This is a genomic window from Paraburkholderia caffeinilytica (genome assembly GCF_003368325.1).
GTDB lineage: Bacteria > Pseudomonadota > Gammaproteobacteria > Burkholderiales > Burkholderiaceae > Paraburkholderia > Paraburkholderia caffeinilytica.
Map to the genome: position 1 here is coordinate 761,255 of NZ_CP031467.1, position 13,942 is coordinate 775,196.

Sequence of the window (13,942 nt, forward strand, 5' to 3'; positions counted from 1 at the left end):
ATAAAAAGGACATCCCCATGCTACTGGCTCAAATCAGCGACCTGCATATCAAACGGCCCGGCGCGCTGGCTTATCGCCGCGTCGACACCGGCGCCTATCTCGCGCGCACCGTCGCCGCGCTCAATGCGCTGGAGCCGCGTCCCGACGCGGTGATCATGACCGGCGACCTCGTCGACCAGGGCGACCCGGAGCAGTACGCGCACCTCAAAACCCTGCTCGCGCCGCTCGAGATTCCCTACTTCCTGATGGTGGGCAATCACGACGAGCGTACTGCGTTGCGCGCGGCGTTTCCCGAGCGCGCCGAATTGCATAGTGGCGGCGAGTTCGTGCACTACGCGGTCGATGTCGGACCGCTGCGCGTGATCGCGCTCGATTCGATGGTGCCAGGCGAAAGCGCCGGCAATCTGTGCGATGCACGGCTCGCCTGGCTCGAGAACCAACTCGATGCGGCACGCGGCAAACCGACGGTGGTCGCGTTGCATCATCCGCCGTTCGTCTGCGGAATCGGGCACATGGATGAATTGCGGCTCGATCCCGCTGCCGCCGACAAGCTCGCCGCGTTGATCGCGCGTTATCCGAACGTGGAGCGGGTGATCTGCGGCCATGTGCATCGGCCGATGTTCGTGCGTTTTGGCGGCACGATCGCGTGCGCGGTGCCGGCGCCCGCGCATCAGGTCGGGCTCGATCTGCGCGACGACGCGCCCTCCGCGTTCGTGATGGAGCCGCCCGCGTATGCGCTGCATCGCTACGATCCGGCGACGGGCATCGTCACGCATCACGCGTATGTCGACGCAGCGGATGGCCCGTATCCGTTCTACGAGCCTGAGGGCGACCTGATCGATTGACGGTGTCGCCTCGCCGCTTCAGGCGGCGACGAAAGTTTGCCGCACGCGCTCGGACAGCCTGAAATACGGTATCCCGAGCGCGGCGGCGGCGAGGGCCTGAATGAAGCCCTCGAACGGAATGGCGATGTCGATGCCGATCACGTGGGTCATGTGATCGCCGAGCAGATAGGCAAGGACTCGCATGACGACAATCGCCAGCAGCCACGCCTGCACCTGCACCGGAAAACGCGCCGATTTGCGGCGTGCGAGCAGCGCCAGCCAGCCTGCGCCGGCAACGATGAACGATCCGATGATCACGTCGCAGCCGACCATCGCGATCACGGTGCGATACCAGCCGTGCGTTTCAGGGCGCACGAATACCGCCAGCAGTTCCCATTCGAGCATCAGCTTGAGCGGATCGCGCAATGCGACCGCGGTTGAAAGCGCCCATGCGGCAAGGCCGATCAGGGCGATGAGCAGCCCGCCGCCGATTCGTCGGGGTTCGGGTTTCGAGGATGTGTTCATGAAGTCGGTCACGTAGTGGATCCTGTTGCGCGCGCCGATTCTACGAACGAAAGCCGAACGACCATCTCATTTTGTCCGCGAAGCCTGCGGGAAGCGCTCAGCGCCGAACCGGGTTTCCGCTTTTGGTTGCGCGGCACCGGTCTCGCGCCGGCATACCTTCACGCCCATGCGGCGCCGCAAACCGCGTGAGGGGCCGTCAGCACGATCGTTCCCGCTCCGGTATGATCGGCACGCTTGAGGACCGCGCATGGGCCGGTCCATCGACAGCCCCCTCTCATGTCCACATCCGACGCTTCCACTCCCGCTTCCGCCGACCGGTCGTTGCGCGGCTTGCTGCTTCTGCTCGCGACGATTGCCGGTGTGGCCGTTGCCAACATCTACTACAACCAGCCGCTGCTCGACAATTTGCGGCAATCGTTCCCGAACAGCGCGTCGTGGGTCGGCGCGGTGCCGGCCGTGACGCAGCTCGGCTACGCAGCCGGGATGCTGCTGCTCGCGCCGCTCGGCGATCGCTTCGATCGACGCCTGCTGATCCTGTTGCAGATCGCGGGCATGTGCGTCGCGCTGGTGCTGGCGTCCACGGCGCCGACGCTGCCGGTGCTGATCGCCGCGAGTCTCGCGATTGGCGTGCTCGCCACCATCGCGCAGCAGGCGGTGCCGTTCGCGGCCGAACTCGCACCGGCTACCGAGCGTGGCCATGCCGTCGGCACGGTGATGAGCGGATTGTTGCTGGGGATTTTGCTGGCGCGGACGGCGGCGGGCATCGTCGCCGAGTATTTCGGCTGGCGCGCCGTGTTCGGCGCTTCGGTGGTCGCGCTGCTGGTGCTGGCGGTGGTGATCATCATGCGCCTGCCGAAGAGCAGGCCGACCTCGACGCTGCCGTACGGCAAGCTGCTGGTCTCGATGTGGCACCTGGTGGTCGAGCATCGCGCGCTGCGCGAAGCCTCGCTGACCGGAGCGGCGATGTTCGCGGCGTTCAGCATTTTCTGGTCGGTGCTGGCCCTGCTGCTGGCGGGCGCGCCGTTTCATCTTGGACCGCAGGCGGCCGGGCTATTCGGAATCGTCGGCGCCGCGGGGGCAATGGCCGCGCCGCTCGCCGGCAAGTTTTCCGACCGGCGCGGGCCGCGGGCCATTATCACGATATCGATCGTGCTGGTGGCGATTGCGTTTGTGGTTTTTGCGTTGTCGGCAAAGAGTATTGCCGGATTGGTGATCGGCGTGATCGTCCTCGATATTGGTGTACAGGCTGCGCAGATTTCCAATCAATCGCGGATTTATGCGTTGAAGCCCGATGCGCGAAGTCGCGTGAATACCGTTTATATGGTCGCCTATTTTATTGGTGGCGCTGTCGGGTCGGGAGTGGGCGCCGCGGTTTGGCCGACGTTCGGGTGGGTTGGCGTGAGCGTTGCCGGGGTTGCTTTTGCCGGACTGGCGGCGTGGAATCATTTGAGGCTTGCCGCCGGCATTCAAGCTTAGCGATTGTTTGCCTGTGCGGCGCTTGTGTTTGTCTGCCGACGGCGCCGGTCTTTCCTTGACTCGTTATGGGTTATCGGCGCCGCCCCTGCGCGGGCGGCACTTTCTCACCGACGACGCAAACGCCGGAGCGCGCCTACAATAGAGTGGCAGCGCCACCGATAGCGCCGCCCCGTCATTTTCAACAGACAATCGGACCGGATCGACCGGTGTGGGCCCGGTCAAACGAAAGCTAGCCAGGCTAGCGCGCGCCGTAAGCCTTGAGCACGTCAACCAACGTATTCTCGACAAGGAGAACTATCATGAATCGACTAATCGCTTTGCTTCTCATTGCAGGGACGGCTGCGCTCGCGGGTTGCAATACGATGGCGGGAGTCGGACAGGATATTTCGAAGGGCGGCAACGCCATCACGAACTCAGCCGAACAGGCGAAGTAAGTTAGCGACAGCCAATCGTCCGCCGGGCACCTCCCGGCGCCTTGCCATGCAGGATTCTTCATAGCCCGTCGCGGGAGATCGCGGCGGGCTTTTTTTATCGTCTCTTTTTTGTCGGCTCTATCGCATGCCATGCACGCAGGCGGGTTCGCGAGCTTATTGCCCCGTCAGCGTGTTCGTCAGCTCGACGCTCGGCGTGCTGGTGTTGCCGTTCTGTGCAATCAGCAGATGGATCCGCCCCGGCATGAGCTGTCTCAGCAACGCGTGTGCCGCAGGGTTCGATACAGCTGCCGGCACCGAAAGAATGCCTGACGGACCTGCGGGTCGCGCGGATTAGAATTTTTCCTCGGCGGGTTGGCGCGTTCGGCGGTGTATCGTTCGCGCACAACCCATACTTACACGGTCCCCTGCATGTCTTACCCACATTTACTCGCTGAACTCGACCTCGGCTTCACCCGCTTGCGCAATCGCGTGGTGATGGGTTCGATGCACACCGGCATGGAGGATCGTTTCTGGAACTACCCGAAACTGGCCGCGTATTTCCGTGAGCGCGCGAAAGGCGGCGTCGGCCTGATCGTCACGGGCGGAATCTCACCGAACCGGCAAGGCTGGCTGCTGCCTTTCGGCGGCACGCTGAACTCGGTGTTCGATCTGCGCAATCACCGCTTGTTGACCGACGCCGTGCATGCCGAAGGCGGCAAGATCGCGCTGCAGATCCTGCATGCGGGCCGCTACGGGTATCAGCCTTTTGTCGTGTCGGCGTCGGCGCTCAAGTCGCCGATCTCGAAGTTCAAACCGCGCGCGCTCACCGAAGCCGGCATCGCGCGAACCGTGCGCGACTACGCACGCTGCGCACGCCTTGCCCAGCGCGCCGGTTACGACGGCATCGAGATCATGGGCAGCGAAGGCTATCTGCTCAACCAGTTCCTGTGCCCGCGCACGAACCGGCGTACCGATCGCTACGGCGGCAGCATCGAGAACCGCATGCGGCTCGCGCGCGAGATTGTCGAGCGCGTTCGCGCGGCGTGCGGCGAACGCTTTATCGTGGTGTACCGGCTCTCGCTGATCGATCTGGTCGAAGGCGGCAACACGTGGGAAGAAACCGTGCAGGTCGCCCAGGCGCTCGAAGCCGCCGGCGTCACGATGTTCAACACCGGAATCGGCTGGCATGAGGCGCGGGTGCCGACCATCGTGACCTCGGTGCCGCGTGCCGCATTCGCTGCACTAAGCGCGCGGTTGAAGGCTGCCGTCAAGGTGCCGGTGATCGTGTCGAACCGCATCAACACGCCCGAGGTCGCCGAGGAACTGCTCGCTCAGGGCGCGGGCGATCTGGTGTCGATGGCGAGGCCGCTTCTCGCCGACCCGGAGTTCGTGCTGAAGACGGCCGAGGGACGCGCGCACGAAATCAACACCTGCATTGCCTGCAATCAGGCCTGCCTCGATCACACGTTCAAGAACCAGCGTGCAAGTTGTCTCGTGAATCCACGCGCGGGACGCGAGACCGAGCTGATCTATCGGCCGATCGCGGGCCAGCGGGCCGCGCGCTCGGTGGCGGTGGTCGGCGCGGGTCCGGCGGGACTTTCCGCGGCGACCGTTGCAGCGTCGCGCGGGCATCGCGTGACGTTATTCGATGCGAGCGCAACGATCGGCGGCCAGTTCAATCTGGCGATGCGCGTGCCGGGCAAGGAAGAGTTCAGCGAAACGATCCGCTATTTTCAGAGCCAGTTGGAGCGGCATCGCGTCGACGTGCGGCTCGATACGCGCGTCGATCCTGCATTGCTCGCGGCCGGCGGTTACGACGATGTGATCATCGCCACCGGCATCGTGCCGCGGAGCCCGGCGATCGCCGGCATCGACGGGCCCAACGTGCTGTCTTATGTGGATGTGTTGCGCGGCGCGCCGGTGGGACGACGCGTCGCGGTGATCGGTGCGGGCGGGATCGGTTTCGATGTCAGCGAGTTCTTGCTGCATCGTTCGGGCGACCCGCTGCCCGTTCCGCGCGATACATGGCTCGACGAATGGGGAGTCGACCTTGCGGTGCGGGAACGCGGCGGATTGAAACCGCCGGCGCCGGCCCAGCCGGTCCGCGAAATCTGGCTGCTGCAGCGCAAGACGGGCAAACTCGGCATGGGGCTCGGCAAGACCTCGGGCTGGGTGCATCGCGCGACGCTGGCAAGAAACGGGGTGAAGATGCTCGGCGGCGTGTCGTATCAGGAGATCGGCGAACGCGGTTTGAAGATCGCGCGTGACGGTGTCGAAGAATGGCTTGAAGTGGACACGATCGTCGTGTGTGCGGGACAGGAGTCGTTGCGCGACCTGATTCCGGAGACAGCGGCACGCGCTGCGGATGGATCGAATCGCGCGCGTGGGACCGGCCGCGCAAACGGCGCTAAAGGCGCGAATGGCCCGACCGGTACGAACGGTCCGCGCTATCACGTGATCGGCGGCGCAAAGGTGGCAACCGAACTGGACGCGAAACGCGCGATTCGCGAGGGCGCGGAGGTGGCAGCGGCGCTCTGAAGCAACGCAACGTGGAAGACAATGAGCTGGCGACGCGCAACAGACAGCAGGCCGCCGCCCTCCTCAGGCAAGCCCCTTCTTCCGGTAATCGAACCAGAAAGACAGGCCCACGCTGGCCAGAATCACGATCGTCGCGATCACCGTCGAATGCGTGACCGGCTCGCCGAGCAACAACGCACCGAGCGCCACCGCAACCACCGGATTCACGTACATGCAGCTGCTGGCGATGATCGGACTCGTATGCCGGATCAGAAAACCATACGCCACGTAGGCAGTCATCGTCCCGATCAGCATCAGATAGACGAAGGCCAGCACCGGCAGAAAATGCACGTCCATCATCCGCTCACCCGTCACCCAGGCGACTATCGTCGACATCGCGCCGCCAAGGCCGATCTGCAACGACGTCGAGAGAAACAGGTCCGACGGCAGCTTCAGCCGCCCGGCCAGATGCGCGCCGCCGGCCCAGAAAAGCGCACCGCACAGAATCGCCAGGCTGCCGCCCGCCGATCCCGACGCGCTGTCGCCATGACTCAGGATTGCAATGCCCACCAGCCCGAGACCGACCGCGAACCATTCGCCTCTGCCGATCTTGCGCCCCGCCACCGCCGCGATCACCGTCGCGAACAGCGGCACAGTCGCGACCATCACAGCGGCGGTGCCGGTGCCGACCGTGCGCATGCCGTAGGCCAGCATGCCGCTCGACAAGCCGACCAGCATCGTGCCGACAAGGCCGGCATTGCGGATTTCAACCGCGCTCGGCCAGACCGGCGTGCGGCGTGCGGCGAAGATGAAAAGCCCTATTCCGGCAAACAGATTGCGTAACCCGGACAGCAGCAAGGGCGGAAACGAACCGAGCGCGACGTGCACGGCGAGATACGTCGACCCCCACACGAGATAGACGACGGCGAGCGCTAGCGCGATTTGCCCATTACGGGACTGCGGCAAACGGATCGGAAAACCGCGCGGGAAGCCACGCGATGAACCACGCGAAAAGCGGCTGGGAAGTTGCGGCGCCATGTGTTCAGCCCGCCCATGCCGCTCGAGGTGCTGCGCCCCCGCTGAAGACCCTGTATCGGGATGGCGGACACCGCATCGGCGATGCGGTCTGACGGGCGAGGCTGGCGGACATGTCGGTGGAACGGAAGGACGATAGATGGCCAATGGGGCCACAACGCCGCGGGGATCGATGGAAATCGACCCGCGGCTACACACGCCAAATGTTCGGCGCGCATCGCATTATGCAGTAAGCGCCCACCGCGCCGGCTGAAAGAATCGTAACTTTTTTGCGTGCCTGCAACAGAAAAGCCGGGGACGTCGCCCCGGCTTTGGACCCACCCGCGACACCGGCGCTCAAGCTATGCAACCGGCATCGCCGGCAAAGCTCAGTTGGCCATGGCGCCCGATGCTTCGTGCTTCATGCCCATCGCGTCGCCGCCCTTCTTCATCTTGTCGTGCTTCTTCATGGTGTCCTTCTTCATGCTGTCCTTCGACATGGTGTCTTTGGACATCGAATCCTTCGACATTGTGTCTTTGGACATCGAATCGTTGGACATGGCGCCGCTTGCCTGAGCGAACGCGGCGCCGCCGCTGGTCAGGAGGGCGACGGCCATTGCTGCGATTGCGAACTTTTTCATGGGATGACTCCGTTTTGTGATGGATGATTCTGAACCGGCTTCCAGGTGGCGCCGGGGTGCTTCCGAAGCTTCTGCCGCCCGGGGTCGCGCGTCCGTCATTGCACGCGCCGACCCGCGCGCGTCAGGAGCCTCCGAACCAGTTGTAGCCCTGGTCGACCCAATAGCCGCCAGGGAACGTGTTGGTGACGAACATCTCGACGATGTGTTTCGGATTCTTGTAGCCGAGCTTGGTCGGCATGCGCAGCTTCATCGGGAAGCCGTATTTCGCGGGCAGGCGTTCGCCGTCGTAGGAAAACGTGAGCAGCGTTTGCGGATGCAGCGCGGTCGGCATGTCAATGCTTTCGTAGTAGTCGTCGGCGCATTTGAAGCCGACGTACTTCGCGCTCGTGTCCGCGCCGATGCGCCGCAGAAAATCGGCAAACGGCGTGCCGCCCCAGCGGCCGATGGCGCTCCACCCTTCCACGCAGATATGCCGCGTAATCTGCTCGGCATGCGGCAGTGCGTACAACTCGGGCAAGGTCCAGACACGCTGACCGGTCACGAGGCCGCTGATCTTCAGCTTGTAGTCGGAAGGGTCGACGTCGGGGACCTCGTCGATGCCGTAGAAGGCGTTGAACGGAAACGGCCGCGTGATCTGTGCTTCGGTGTAGGTCGGTGCGAGCTGTTTCGGATCGAACAATGCGGCTTGCGCACGGTCGTTCAGACGCGACACCGCCATCAGGAATGCGTTGACCGAGTCGTTGTCGGTGAGCGAGCAGCCCGTCAGCATCGACAGGCCGCCGAGCGTCAGCAGGCGCTTGCCGAACAGGCGCCGCGACGGCATCGCGAGTTCGTGCCGCGCGTCGATCAGGATCGCGTCGCGGTCGAGCTTGCTGTCACGCATCAGTGCGAGCGTTCGATCGGGTTGTGTATCGGGCTTGGTCATGATTCGATGTCCTTAAGCTTTGCGTATCTGCGTATCCGTGCGTGTATCGGTGAATTAGCGTCCGCGCAGCATCGCCAGCAGCGAGCGCGGCACGAGCGCCACCATCACCAGATGCACGACGATGAACGCCGCCATCAGGGACATGGCGCAGAAGTGGACGACACGCGCGTTGTCGTAGCCGCCCATCAGTTCGCGCAGCAGCGGAAACTGCACCGATTTCCAGATCGCGAGGCCCGAGAGCACCAGCACGATCAGATCGCACACGACAAACAGGTAGGCGAATTTCTGCACCGCGTTGTAGACACGCAGATCGGCATGCGAAAGCTTGCCGGTCAGCGCGGCGATGAAATCGTGCAGCACGGCGCGCGGCGAGACCGGCAGGAACTTGCGCACGAAGCGCCCACTGACCAGATTCAGCGCGAGATAGACCACACCGTTGAAAACCAGCAGCCACATCGCCGCGAAGTGCCATTGCAGCGCGCCGCCGAGCCAGCCGCCGAGCGTGATTGCCGGGGGAAACATGAAGTCCTTGAAGATCGGCGACGCGTCGTAGATGCGCCAGCCGGACAGCATCATCACGATGGCCGCGAGCGCGTTGAGCCAATGCGTGACGCGCACCCACACCGGGTGAATCGTGCCGCTCCGCGGCGTGGCGGGCGGAGCGGTTTCGCTGAGCGCATGAGGGGTTGCCATGAGAATCTCCGATGAAATGGGGCGTGTCGCGGGGCCGTCGCGCGATCAGTGGCAGGCGGCCAGTTCGCCCACTTGCAATACGTCGCCGGTTGCGGCGTTCTCGACGAAAGCGACGACGCCGAAGGTGTCGGCCGGCGCATTCGCATCGGCATCGTCGATACGGATATCGCGGCGGATTTGCGCGTTGCCGGCAACGAGCGGCACGGGGCCGATCCACTGCCGCACGACGCGTTCGTGATGCAGCGTCGCGCCGCTGTTTTCCCCGGCTCTGACCTGCGAGTTCAAGGCGTTCTGGTAGACCGCGACGTAGGCATTCAGCGCGGCGGTGGCATCGGCCACCTTGCTGGTGAATTGCGCATCGACATTGAAGGCGCCCTTCGCCTGGGGTTTCAGCTCAAGCGCCACATTCGCCTGCGCCGGTTCGGCGACGACCTTGCCGATGCGGCTCTGAAAACTGTCGCGTTGCGACCAGCTGCGCAGTTCGCGGCCTGACACGAAAACCTCCGGCGTGTAAATGGTGTGGCCGCCGGCGAGGTCAGTGAGGGTTTGTTGACGCTCGGTAAAACGATGCTGGGAGAAGCGGTCGGTCCAGCCGAGGCTATTCCAGTAGTCCACATGCAGGGCCAATGGCACGATGCTCTGGCTTGCACCGCTGTTTTTCCACTGGCTCAACCAGTTGTCGGCGGGCGGGCAGCTGCTGCAACCTTCGCTGCTGTAGAGCTCCACGAGCGCAACGCGGTGCGCCGGGCTGCGCGACGCGCATACGGCAGCGGCTGCGGTTGCAAGGCCGCTGGCTGAAAGGGTTGTCAGCGCCATGGCTAGCGCGATTGCGCGAGTGACATGGCGGTTGACATGCCGATTGGCGTGGCGGGTTCGTGCGGTTTGCATGGCGTGCTCCATCAGGATCTGCACGTTTGTCGAACCACGAGACCGCTTATGACAGCCGATTCGAATTTTTATTTTGGTTTGGGATGTCCGCCTACGGTCCCGACCGTTTCATGCTGTTGATGCCCGCGGGGCGCGATGCGTCTCCATGCTTGCGGGCGAACTGCCCCGCAGCGCCCCGCGGAGGGTGCCTCAATCGTAACTCACGACAACCGTCACGCGGGTATCCGGCGCGGCATGCTTCGGTGCAAGCGACAACACCCCGCCATCGCGGCCAACCCGGTAGTGCCCATCGCTGGCGGCGCGAAACACACGTCCACCGCTATCGACAAACCGCTCAGCCAGCGTGTCACGCGCCGCCGTGCCATTCGTCGTGCCATTGCTCACCTGAAGCGCGACATCGGCGCCCGTCGCCACGCCCGGCGGAGCGCTAAAGGTCAGCGTGACCGCCGAACCCGTCTGCGCAAGCTGCCCGCCGGTCGCATCGACGCGCGCGCCGGTCTGAGCCGGGGCCGGCGCCGCCGAAATCGCCAGTTGCGGCGCCACGATCGCGCCCGAGAAACTGATCGTTCCACCACTCGCGGCCACCGCCGGCATTGGTGCCGCAACCAGCGTTGCCATCGCCGCTACCGCGCTGAGCGCCCGAAACCGCCCTGTTCCCGTTTTCATCAGCACCTCTCCTTAAGCCGTCTCAAACCGCATCGCGCCATTGACGCGCCGCCCACCGCTAACCGCTCGAATGGGCAACGGCCGCCCCTACAGGCGGATTAACGGCAGCGCCGCGCCGGCCTTGAACGACAACGCGCGATACAGGCATGCCGCGGCGCGTATCCACGGCACCTGCAGGCCGCAAATAAAGAGACGCCCGGCTCGTGCTAACATTCACCTTTCAGTTGCGTCGATCGAGCTTTCGTTCCGGCGCTCGCCCCATACTTTTCGCACTCTGCCCACTATCCCGATGCGCGTTCCGTTCTCCCGAGCCCTCACCCGTTTGCGCCCCCGCCGCGCAACCGGTTGCGCGCGCGCGGACGTCGCGACGCTTCACGCCGGCCAGCCGTCCCGAACGCTCCCGCTTCTCGCCGCCCGGCGCCCGATCTAACGCAGCTTCCCTCCATTGCCGGGGCCGCGTCGTCGGGCTCCGGGCCGATCTCATCCGCACGCTGTCCCCTTACAAGCAGATCGAATTGGAGAACCCGTCATGAAAAAGACGAAAACCTGTTACCTCACCGAACTCGACGTCGCCCGCCTTGAAAAGCATGCGGCCGCGCCGGGTGCCGACGCCAAATTGCAAGACATGCTCGACGACGTTCTCGCACGCGCCGTGATCGTCGAATCGCGCAACATCCCAGCGAACATTGTCACGATGAATTCGCAAGCCACGCTGGTCGACGAAACCAGCGGCGAGCAGATGACCTGGACAGTTGTCTATCCGCCCGATGCGGACTTCGCGCAGGGCCGCCTGAACGTGTTTTCGCCGTTGGGTCTTGCGCTGCTGGGCGCCAAACGCGGTGAACGCATCCGCTTCACGCCGCCGAGCGGCACGGAGAAGGTGCTGAAGCTCGACAAGATCCTGTTCCAGCCGGAAGCCGCCGACGATTTCACGCTGTAAACCACGCACACTCGCAGGCACATTCGCAGCGGCACTCGCAGCCACATTCGCAAGCCCATTCGCGACGCAAAACGCTGCGCCGCATCATTCCCGGCAGCCCTATCACAATAAGAATAGTGCGTGGCTGACCGGCGTTATCTCCGACATCTGACTTTTTCAAGACGGGTTGCCAAGCAACGCCCGGGCGGTGTATCGTGTGCGCTGCTAACGCGGGGGTCCTGCGTGGCACGGAGGTTGGAGGTCCGTGTTGCGTGGGTGAGAAATACCCTTTGAACCTGATCTGGATAATGCCAGCGCAGGGAAGCGTACGGATTTCGCACCTGGTCTACCGTTTCATCTCTCGCGAATCCGACAACTTCCGTCTCGTCTCCTGCTTAGCGGCCCCACATAGCTTTGCATGGAGATACGCATGAACGCCAACCCGAAGTTCCTTTCCGCCGACGCCCACGTCGATGCCGCCGCCGTCGCGCCGCTGCCGAATTCACGCAAGGTCTACGTGACCGGCTCGCGCCCCGATATCCGCGTGCCGATGCGTGAAATTTCCCAGGCGGATACGCCGGACAGCTTCGGCGGCGAGAAGAATCCGCCGGTCTATGTCTACGACACGTCGGGCCCCTACTCCGATCCGGAAGCCAAAATCGACATCCGCGCCGGTCTGCCCGCGCTGCGTCAAGCCTGGATCGAGGAGCGCGGCGACACCGAAGCGCTGACGGGCCTGTCGAGCGACTTCAGCCGCGAACGCGCCGCCGACACCGCGACCGCCGATCTGCGCTTCAAAGGCCTGCACCGCACGCCGCGCCGCGCCATCGCCGGCAAGAACGTCTCGCAGATGCACTACGCACGTCGCGGCATCATCACGCCGGAAATGGAATACATCGCGATTCGCGAGAACCAGCAACGCGCCGCGTATCTGGAAAGCCTGAAGACGAGCGGCCCGAACGGCGAAAAGCTCGCCGCGATGATGGGCCGCCAGCATCCGGGCCAGGCGTTCGGCGCGAGTGCATTCGGTCCCGATGGCCTGAAGGAAATCACCGCGGAATTCGTGCGCGAAGAAGTGGCGCGCGGCCGCGCGATCATCCCGAACAACATCAACCATCCGGAAAGCGAGCCGATGATCATCGGCCGTAACTTCCTCGTGAAGGTGAATGCGAACATCGGCAACTCGGCGGTAACCTCGTCGATCGGCGAAGAAGTCGACAAGATGACCTGGGCGATCCGCTGGGGCGGCGACACGGTGATGGATCTGTCCACCGGCAAGCACATTCACGAAACGCGCGAGTGGATCATCCGCAATTCGCCGGTGCCGATCGGCACGGTGCCGATCTATCAGGCTTTGGAAAAGGTCAACGGCAAGGCCGAAGACCTGACGTGGGAAATCTTCCGCGACACGCTGATCGAACAGGCCGAGCAAGGCGTCGACTACTTCACGATTCACGCCGGCGTGCGTCTGCAATACGTGCCGCTGACAGCGAAGCGCATGACCGGTATCGTCTCGCGCGGCGGCTCGATCATGGCGAAGTGGTGCCTCGCGCATCACAAGGAAAGCTTCCTGTACGAGCACTTCGAAGACATCTGCGAAATCATGAAGGCGTATGACGTCGCCTTCTCGCTCGGCGACGGTCTGCGTCCCGGCTCGATCTACGATGCGAACGACGAAGCGCAGCTCGGCGAACTGAAGACGCTCGGCGAACTCACGCAGATCGCGTGGAAGCACGACGTGCAGACGATGATCGAAGGCCCCGGCCACGTGCCGATGCAGTTGATCAAGGAGAACATGGACCTGCAACTGGAATGGTGCGACGAAGCACCGTTCTACACGCTGGGACCGTTGACCACGGACATCGCGCCGGGTTACGACCACATCACCTCGGGCATCGGCGCGGCGATGATCGGCTGGTTCGGCACGGCGATGCTCTGCTACGTGACGCCGAAGGAGCACCTTGGGCTGCCGAACAAGGACGACGTCAAGACCGGCATCATCACGTACAAGCTCGCCGCGCATGCCGCCGATCTGGCGAAGGGCCATCCGGGCGCGCAGGTGCGTGACAACGCGCTGTCGAAGGCGCGTTTCGAGTTCCGTTGGGAAGACCAGTTCAATCTCGGTCTCGACCCGGACAAGGCACGCGAGTTCCACGACGAAACGCTGCCGAAGGATTCGGCCAAGGTCGCGCATTTCTGCTCGATGTGCGGCCCGCACTTCTGCTCGATGAAAATCACCCAGGACGTGCGCGAGTTCGCCGCGCAACAAGGCGTCACCGACGACGAAGCGCTGAAGAAAGGCATGGAAGTGAAGTCGATCGAGTTCATGAAGAAAGGCGCTGAAATTTATCAGCGGCAGTAAGGGTCGGAATGGCGGGCGCGTTGGCGCGCCCGCCATTCGAACCTTCTGCGTTATCGCATTGCAGCTCCAAAGCCCGCCA

General features: G+C 63.8%; 14 protein-coding genes, 1 pseudogene and 1 riboswitch. Of the genes and pseudogenes, 6 read left to right on the top strand and 9 right to left on the bottom strand.

From position 1 onward, the window contains the following. The first annotated feature begins 17 nt into the window (after window positions 1–17). Window positions 18–845 (top strand): phosphodiesterase, encoded by an 828-nt coding sequence (locus DSC91_RS19335; RefSeq protein WP_115780431.1) that lies wholly within the window; start codon window positions 18–20, stop codon window positions 843–845. A gap of 18 nt (window positions 846–863) precedes the next feature. On the opposite strand, the gene DSC91_RS19340 is transcribed toward DSC91_RS19335, so the two are convergent. Continuing rightward, window positions 864–1,349 carry a DUF2569 domain-containing protein gene (locus DSC91_RS19340; RefSeq protein ID WP_115783350.1) on the bottom strand — a complete coding sequence of 162 codons (486 nt, stop codon included), beginning with the start codon at window positions 1,347–1,349 and terminating at the stop codon, window positions 864–866. 276 nt (window positions 1,350–1,625) lie between these two features. Between DSC91_RS19340 and DSC91_RS19345 the strand changes: the two genes are divergently transcribed. After that, window positions 1,626–2,825 (top strand): MFS transporter, encoded by a 1,200-nt coding sequence (locus DSC91_RS19345; protein ID WP_115780432.1) that lies wholly within the window; start codon window positions 1,626–1,628, stop codon window positions 2,823–2,825. Window positions 2,826–3,124: 299 nt separating this feature from the next. Then, window positions 3,125–3,259 carry an entericidin A/B family lipoprotein gene (locus DSC91_RS19350; RefSeq protein ID WP_115780433.1) on the top strand — a complete coding sequence of 45 codons (135 nt, stop codon included), beginning with the start codon at window positions 3,125–3,127 and terminating at the stop codon, window positions 3,257–3,259. A gap of 153 nt (window positions 3,260–3,412) precedes the next feature. Here DSC91_RS19350 and DSC91_RS19355 read toward each other — a convergent pair. Continuing rightward, window positions 3,413–3,514 (bottom strand): annotated as a pseudogene (locus tag DSC91_RS19355) (DUF4397 domain-containing protein); the annotation flags it as partial. A 153-nt stretch (window positions 3,515–3,667) separates the two neighbouring features. Between DSC91_RS19355 and DSC91_RS19360 the strand changes: the two are divergent. Continuing rightward, window positions 3,668–5,776, top strand: coding sequence for an NADPH-dependent 2,4-dienoyl-CoA reductase (locus DSC91_RS19360; protein WP_115780434.1), 2,109 nt, complete (start codon window positions 3,668–3,670; stop codon window positions 5,774–5,776). Between the two features lie 63 nt (window positions 5,777–5,839). On the opposite strand, the gene DSC91_RS19365 is transcribed toward DSC91_RS19360, so the two are convergent. The 7 genes from DSC91_RS19365 to DSC91_RS38540 all read right to left on the bottom strand — a co-directional run bounded on the left by DSC91_RS19365 (window position 5,840) and on the right by DSC91_RS38540 (window position 10,795). Further along, window positions 5,840–6,793, bottom strand: coding sequence for an EamA family transporter (locus DSC91_RS19365; protein ID WP_115780435.1), 954 nt, complete (start codon window positions 6,791–6,793; stop codon window positions 5,840–5,842). Between the two features lie 365 nt (window positions 6,794–7,158). Continuing rightward, window positions 7,159–7,410 carry a pentapeptide MXKDX repeat protein gene (locus tag DSC91_RS19370; RefSeq protein ID WP_115780436.1) on the bottom strand — a complete coding sequence of 84 codons (252 nt, stop codon included), beginning with the start codon at window positions 7,408–7,410 and terminating at the stop codon, window positions 7,159–7,161. Window positions 7,411–7,531: 121 nt separating this feature from the next. Next, window positions 7,532–8,335 carry a molybdopterin-dependent oxidoreductase gene (locus DSC91_RS19375; protein WP_115780437.1) on the bottom strand — a complete coding sequence of 268 codons (804 nt, stop codon included), beginning with the start codon at window positions 8,333–8,335 and terminating at the stop codon, window positions 7,532–7,534. A 54-nt stretch (window positions 8,336–8,389) separates the two neighbouring features. Further along, complete coding sequence (locus DSC91_RS19380) at window positions 8,390–9,028, bottom strand: cytochrome b/b6 domain-containing protein (protein ID WP_115780438.1); 639 nt, start codon at window positions 9,026–9,028, stop codon at window positions 8,390–8,392. Window positions 9,029–9,073: 45 nt separating this feature from the next. After that, window positions 9,074–9,916 (bottom strand): DUF1223 domain-containing protein, encoded by an 843-nt coding sequence (locus DSC91_RS19385; protein WP_115780439.1) that lies wholly within the window; start codon window positions 9,914–9,916, stop codon window positions 9,074–9,076. Window positions 9,917–10,105: 189 nt separating this feature from the next. Further along, complete coding sequence (locus tag DSC91_RS19390) at window positions 10,106–10,582, bottom strand: hypothetical protein (protein WP_115780440.1); 477 nt, start codon at window positions 10,580–10,582, stop codon at window positions 10,106–10,108. Between the two features lie 87 nt (window positions 10,583–10,669). After that, window positions 10,670–10,795: a hypothetical protein gene (locus DSC91_RS38540; protein WP_268238790.1), complete on the bottom strand. Its 126-nt coding sequence runs from the start codon at window positions 10,793–10,795 to the stop codon at window positions 10,670–10,672. Window positions 10,796–11,111: 316 nt separating this feature from the next. On the opposite strand from DSC91_RS38540, the gene DSC91_RS19395 reads away from it, so the two are divergent. Together DSC91_RS19395 and thiC are read left to right on the top strand one after the other, a co-directional pair. Then, the gene (locus DSC91_RS19395) at window positions 11,112–11,522 is read left to right on the top strand and encodes a GreA/GreB family elongation factor (RefSeq protein ID WP_115780441.1); all 411 of its coding nucleotides are present in this window, start codon (window positions 11,112–11,114) and stop codon (window positions 11,520–11,522) included. Between the two features lie 201 nt (window positions 11,523–11,723). After that, window positions 11,724–11,842: riboswitch (TPP riboswitch) on the top strand. Between the two features lie 89 nt (window positions 11,843–11,931). Beyond that, on the top strand, window positions 11,932–13,863 hold the full coding sequence (gene thiC, locus DSC91_RS19400) for a phosphomethylpyrimidine synthase ThiC (protein ID WP_115780442.1): 1,932 nt from the start codon (window positions 11,932–11,934) through the stop codon (window positions 13,861–13,863). Window positions 13,864–13,942: the final 79 nt, after the last annotated feature.

Coding starts and splice junctions, on each gene's coding strand:
- DSC91_RS19340 (WP_115783350.1), bottom strand. CDS start 1,349: ATGAACACATCCTCGAAACCCGAACCCCGACGAATCGGCGGCGGGCTG.
- DSC91_RS19350 (WP_115780433.1), top strand. CDS start 3,125: ATGAATCGACTAATCGCTTTGCTTCTCATTGCAGGGACGGCTGCGCTC.
- DSC91_RS19370 (WP_115780436.1), bottom strand. CDS start 7,410: ATGAAAAAGTTCGCAATCGCAGCAATGGCCGTCGCCCTCCTGACCAGC.
- DSC91_RS19380 (WP_115780438.1), bottom strand. CDS start 9,028: ATGGCAACCCCTCATGCGCTCAGCGAAACCGCTCCGCCCGCCACGCCG.
- DSC91_RS19360 (WP_115780434.1), top strand. CDS start 3,668: ATGTCTTACCCACATTTACTCGCTGAACTCGACCTCGGCTTCACCCGC.
- DSC91_RS19375 (WP_115780437.1), bottom strand. CDS start 8,335: ATGACCAAGCCCGATACACAACCCGATCGAACGCTCGCACTGATGCGT.
- thiC (WP_115780442.1), top strand. CDS start 11,932: ATGAACGCCAACCCGAAGTTCCTTTCCGCCGACGCCCACGTCGATGCC.
- DSC91_RS19395 (WP_115780441.1), top strand. CDS start 11,112: ATGAAAAAGACGAAAACCTGTTACCTCACCGAACTCGACGTCGCCCGC.
- DSC91_RS19365 (WP_115780435.1), bottom strand. CDS start 6,793: ATGGCGCCGCAACTTCCCAGCCGCTTTTCGCGTGGTTCATCGCGTGGC.
- DSC91_RS38540 (WP_268238790.1), bottom strand. CDS start 10,795: ATGTTAGCACGAGCCGGGCGTCTCTTTATTTGCGGCCTGCAGGTGCCG.
- DSC91_RS19335 (WP_115780431.1), top strand. CDS start 18: ATGCTACTGGCTCAAATCAGCGACCTGCATATCAAACGGCCCGGCGCG.
- DSC91_RS19345 (WP_115780432.1), top strand. CDS start 1,626: ATGTCCACATCCGACGCTTCCACTCCCGCTTCCGCCGACCGGTCGTTG.
- DSC91_RS19390 (WP_115780440.1), bottom strand. CDS start 10,582: ATGAAAACGGGAACAGGGCGGTTTCGGGCGCTCAGCGCGGTAGCGGCG.
- DSC91_RS19385 (WP_115780439.1), bottom strand. CDS start 9,916: ATGCAAACCGCACGAACCCGCCACGCCAATCGGCATGTCAACCGCCAT.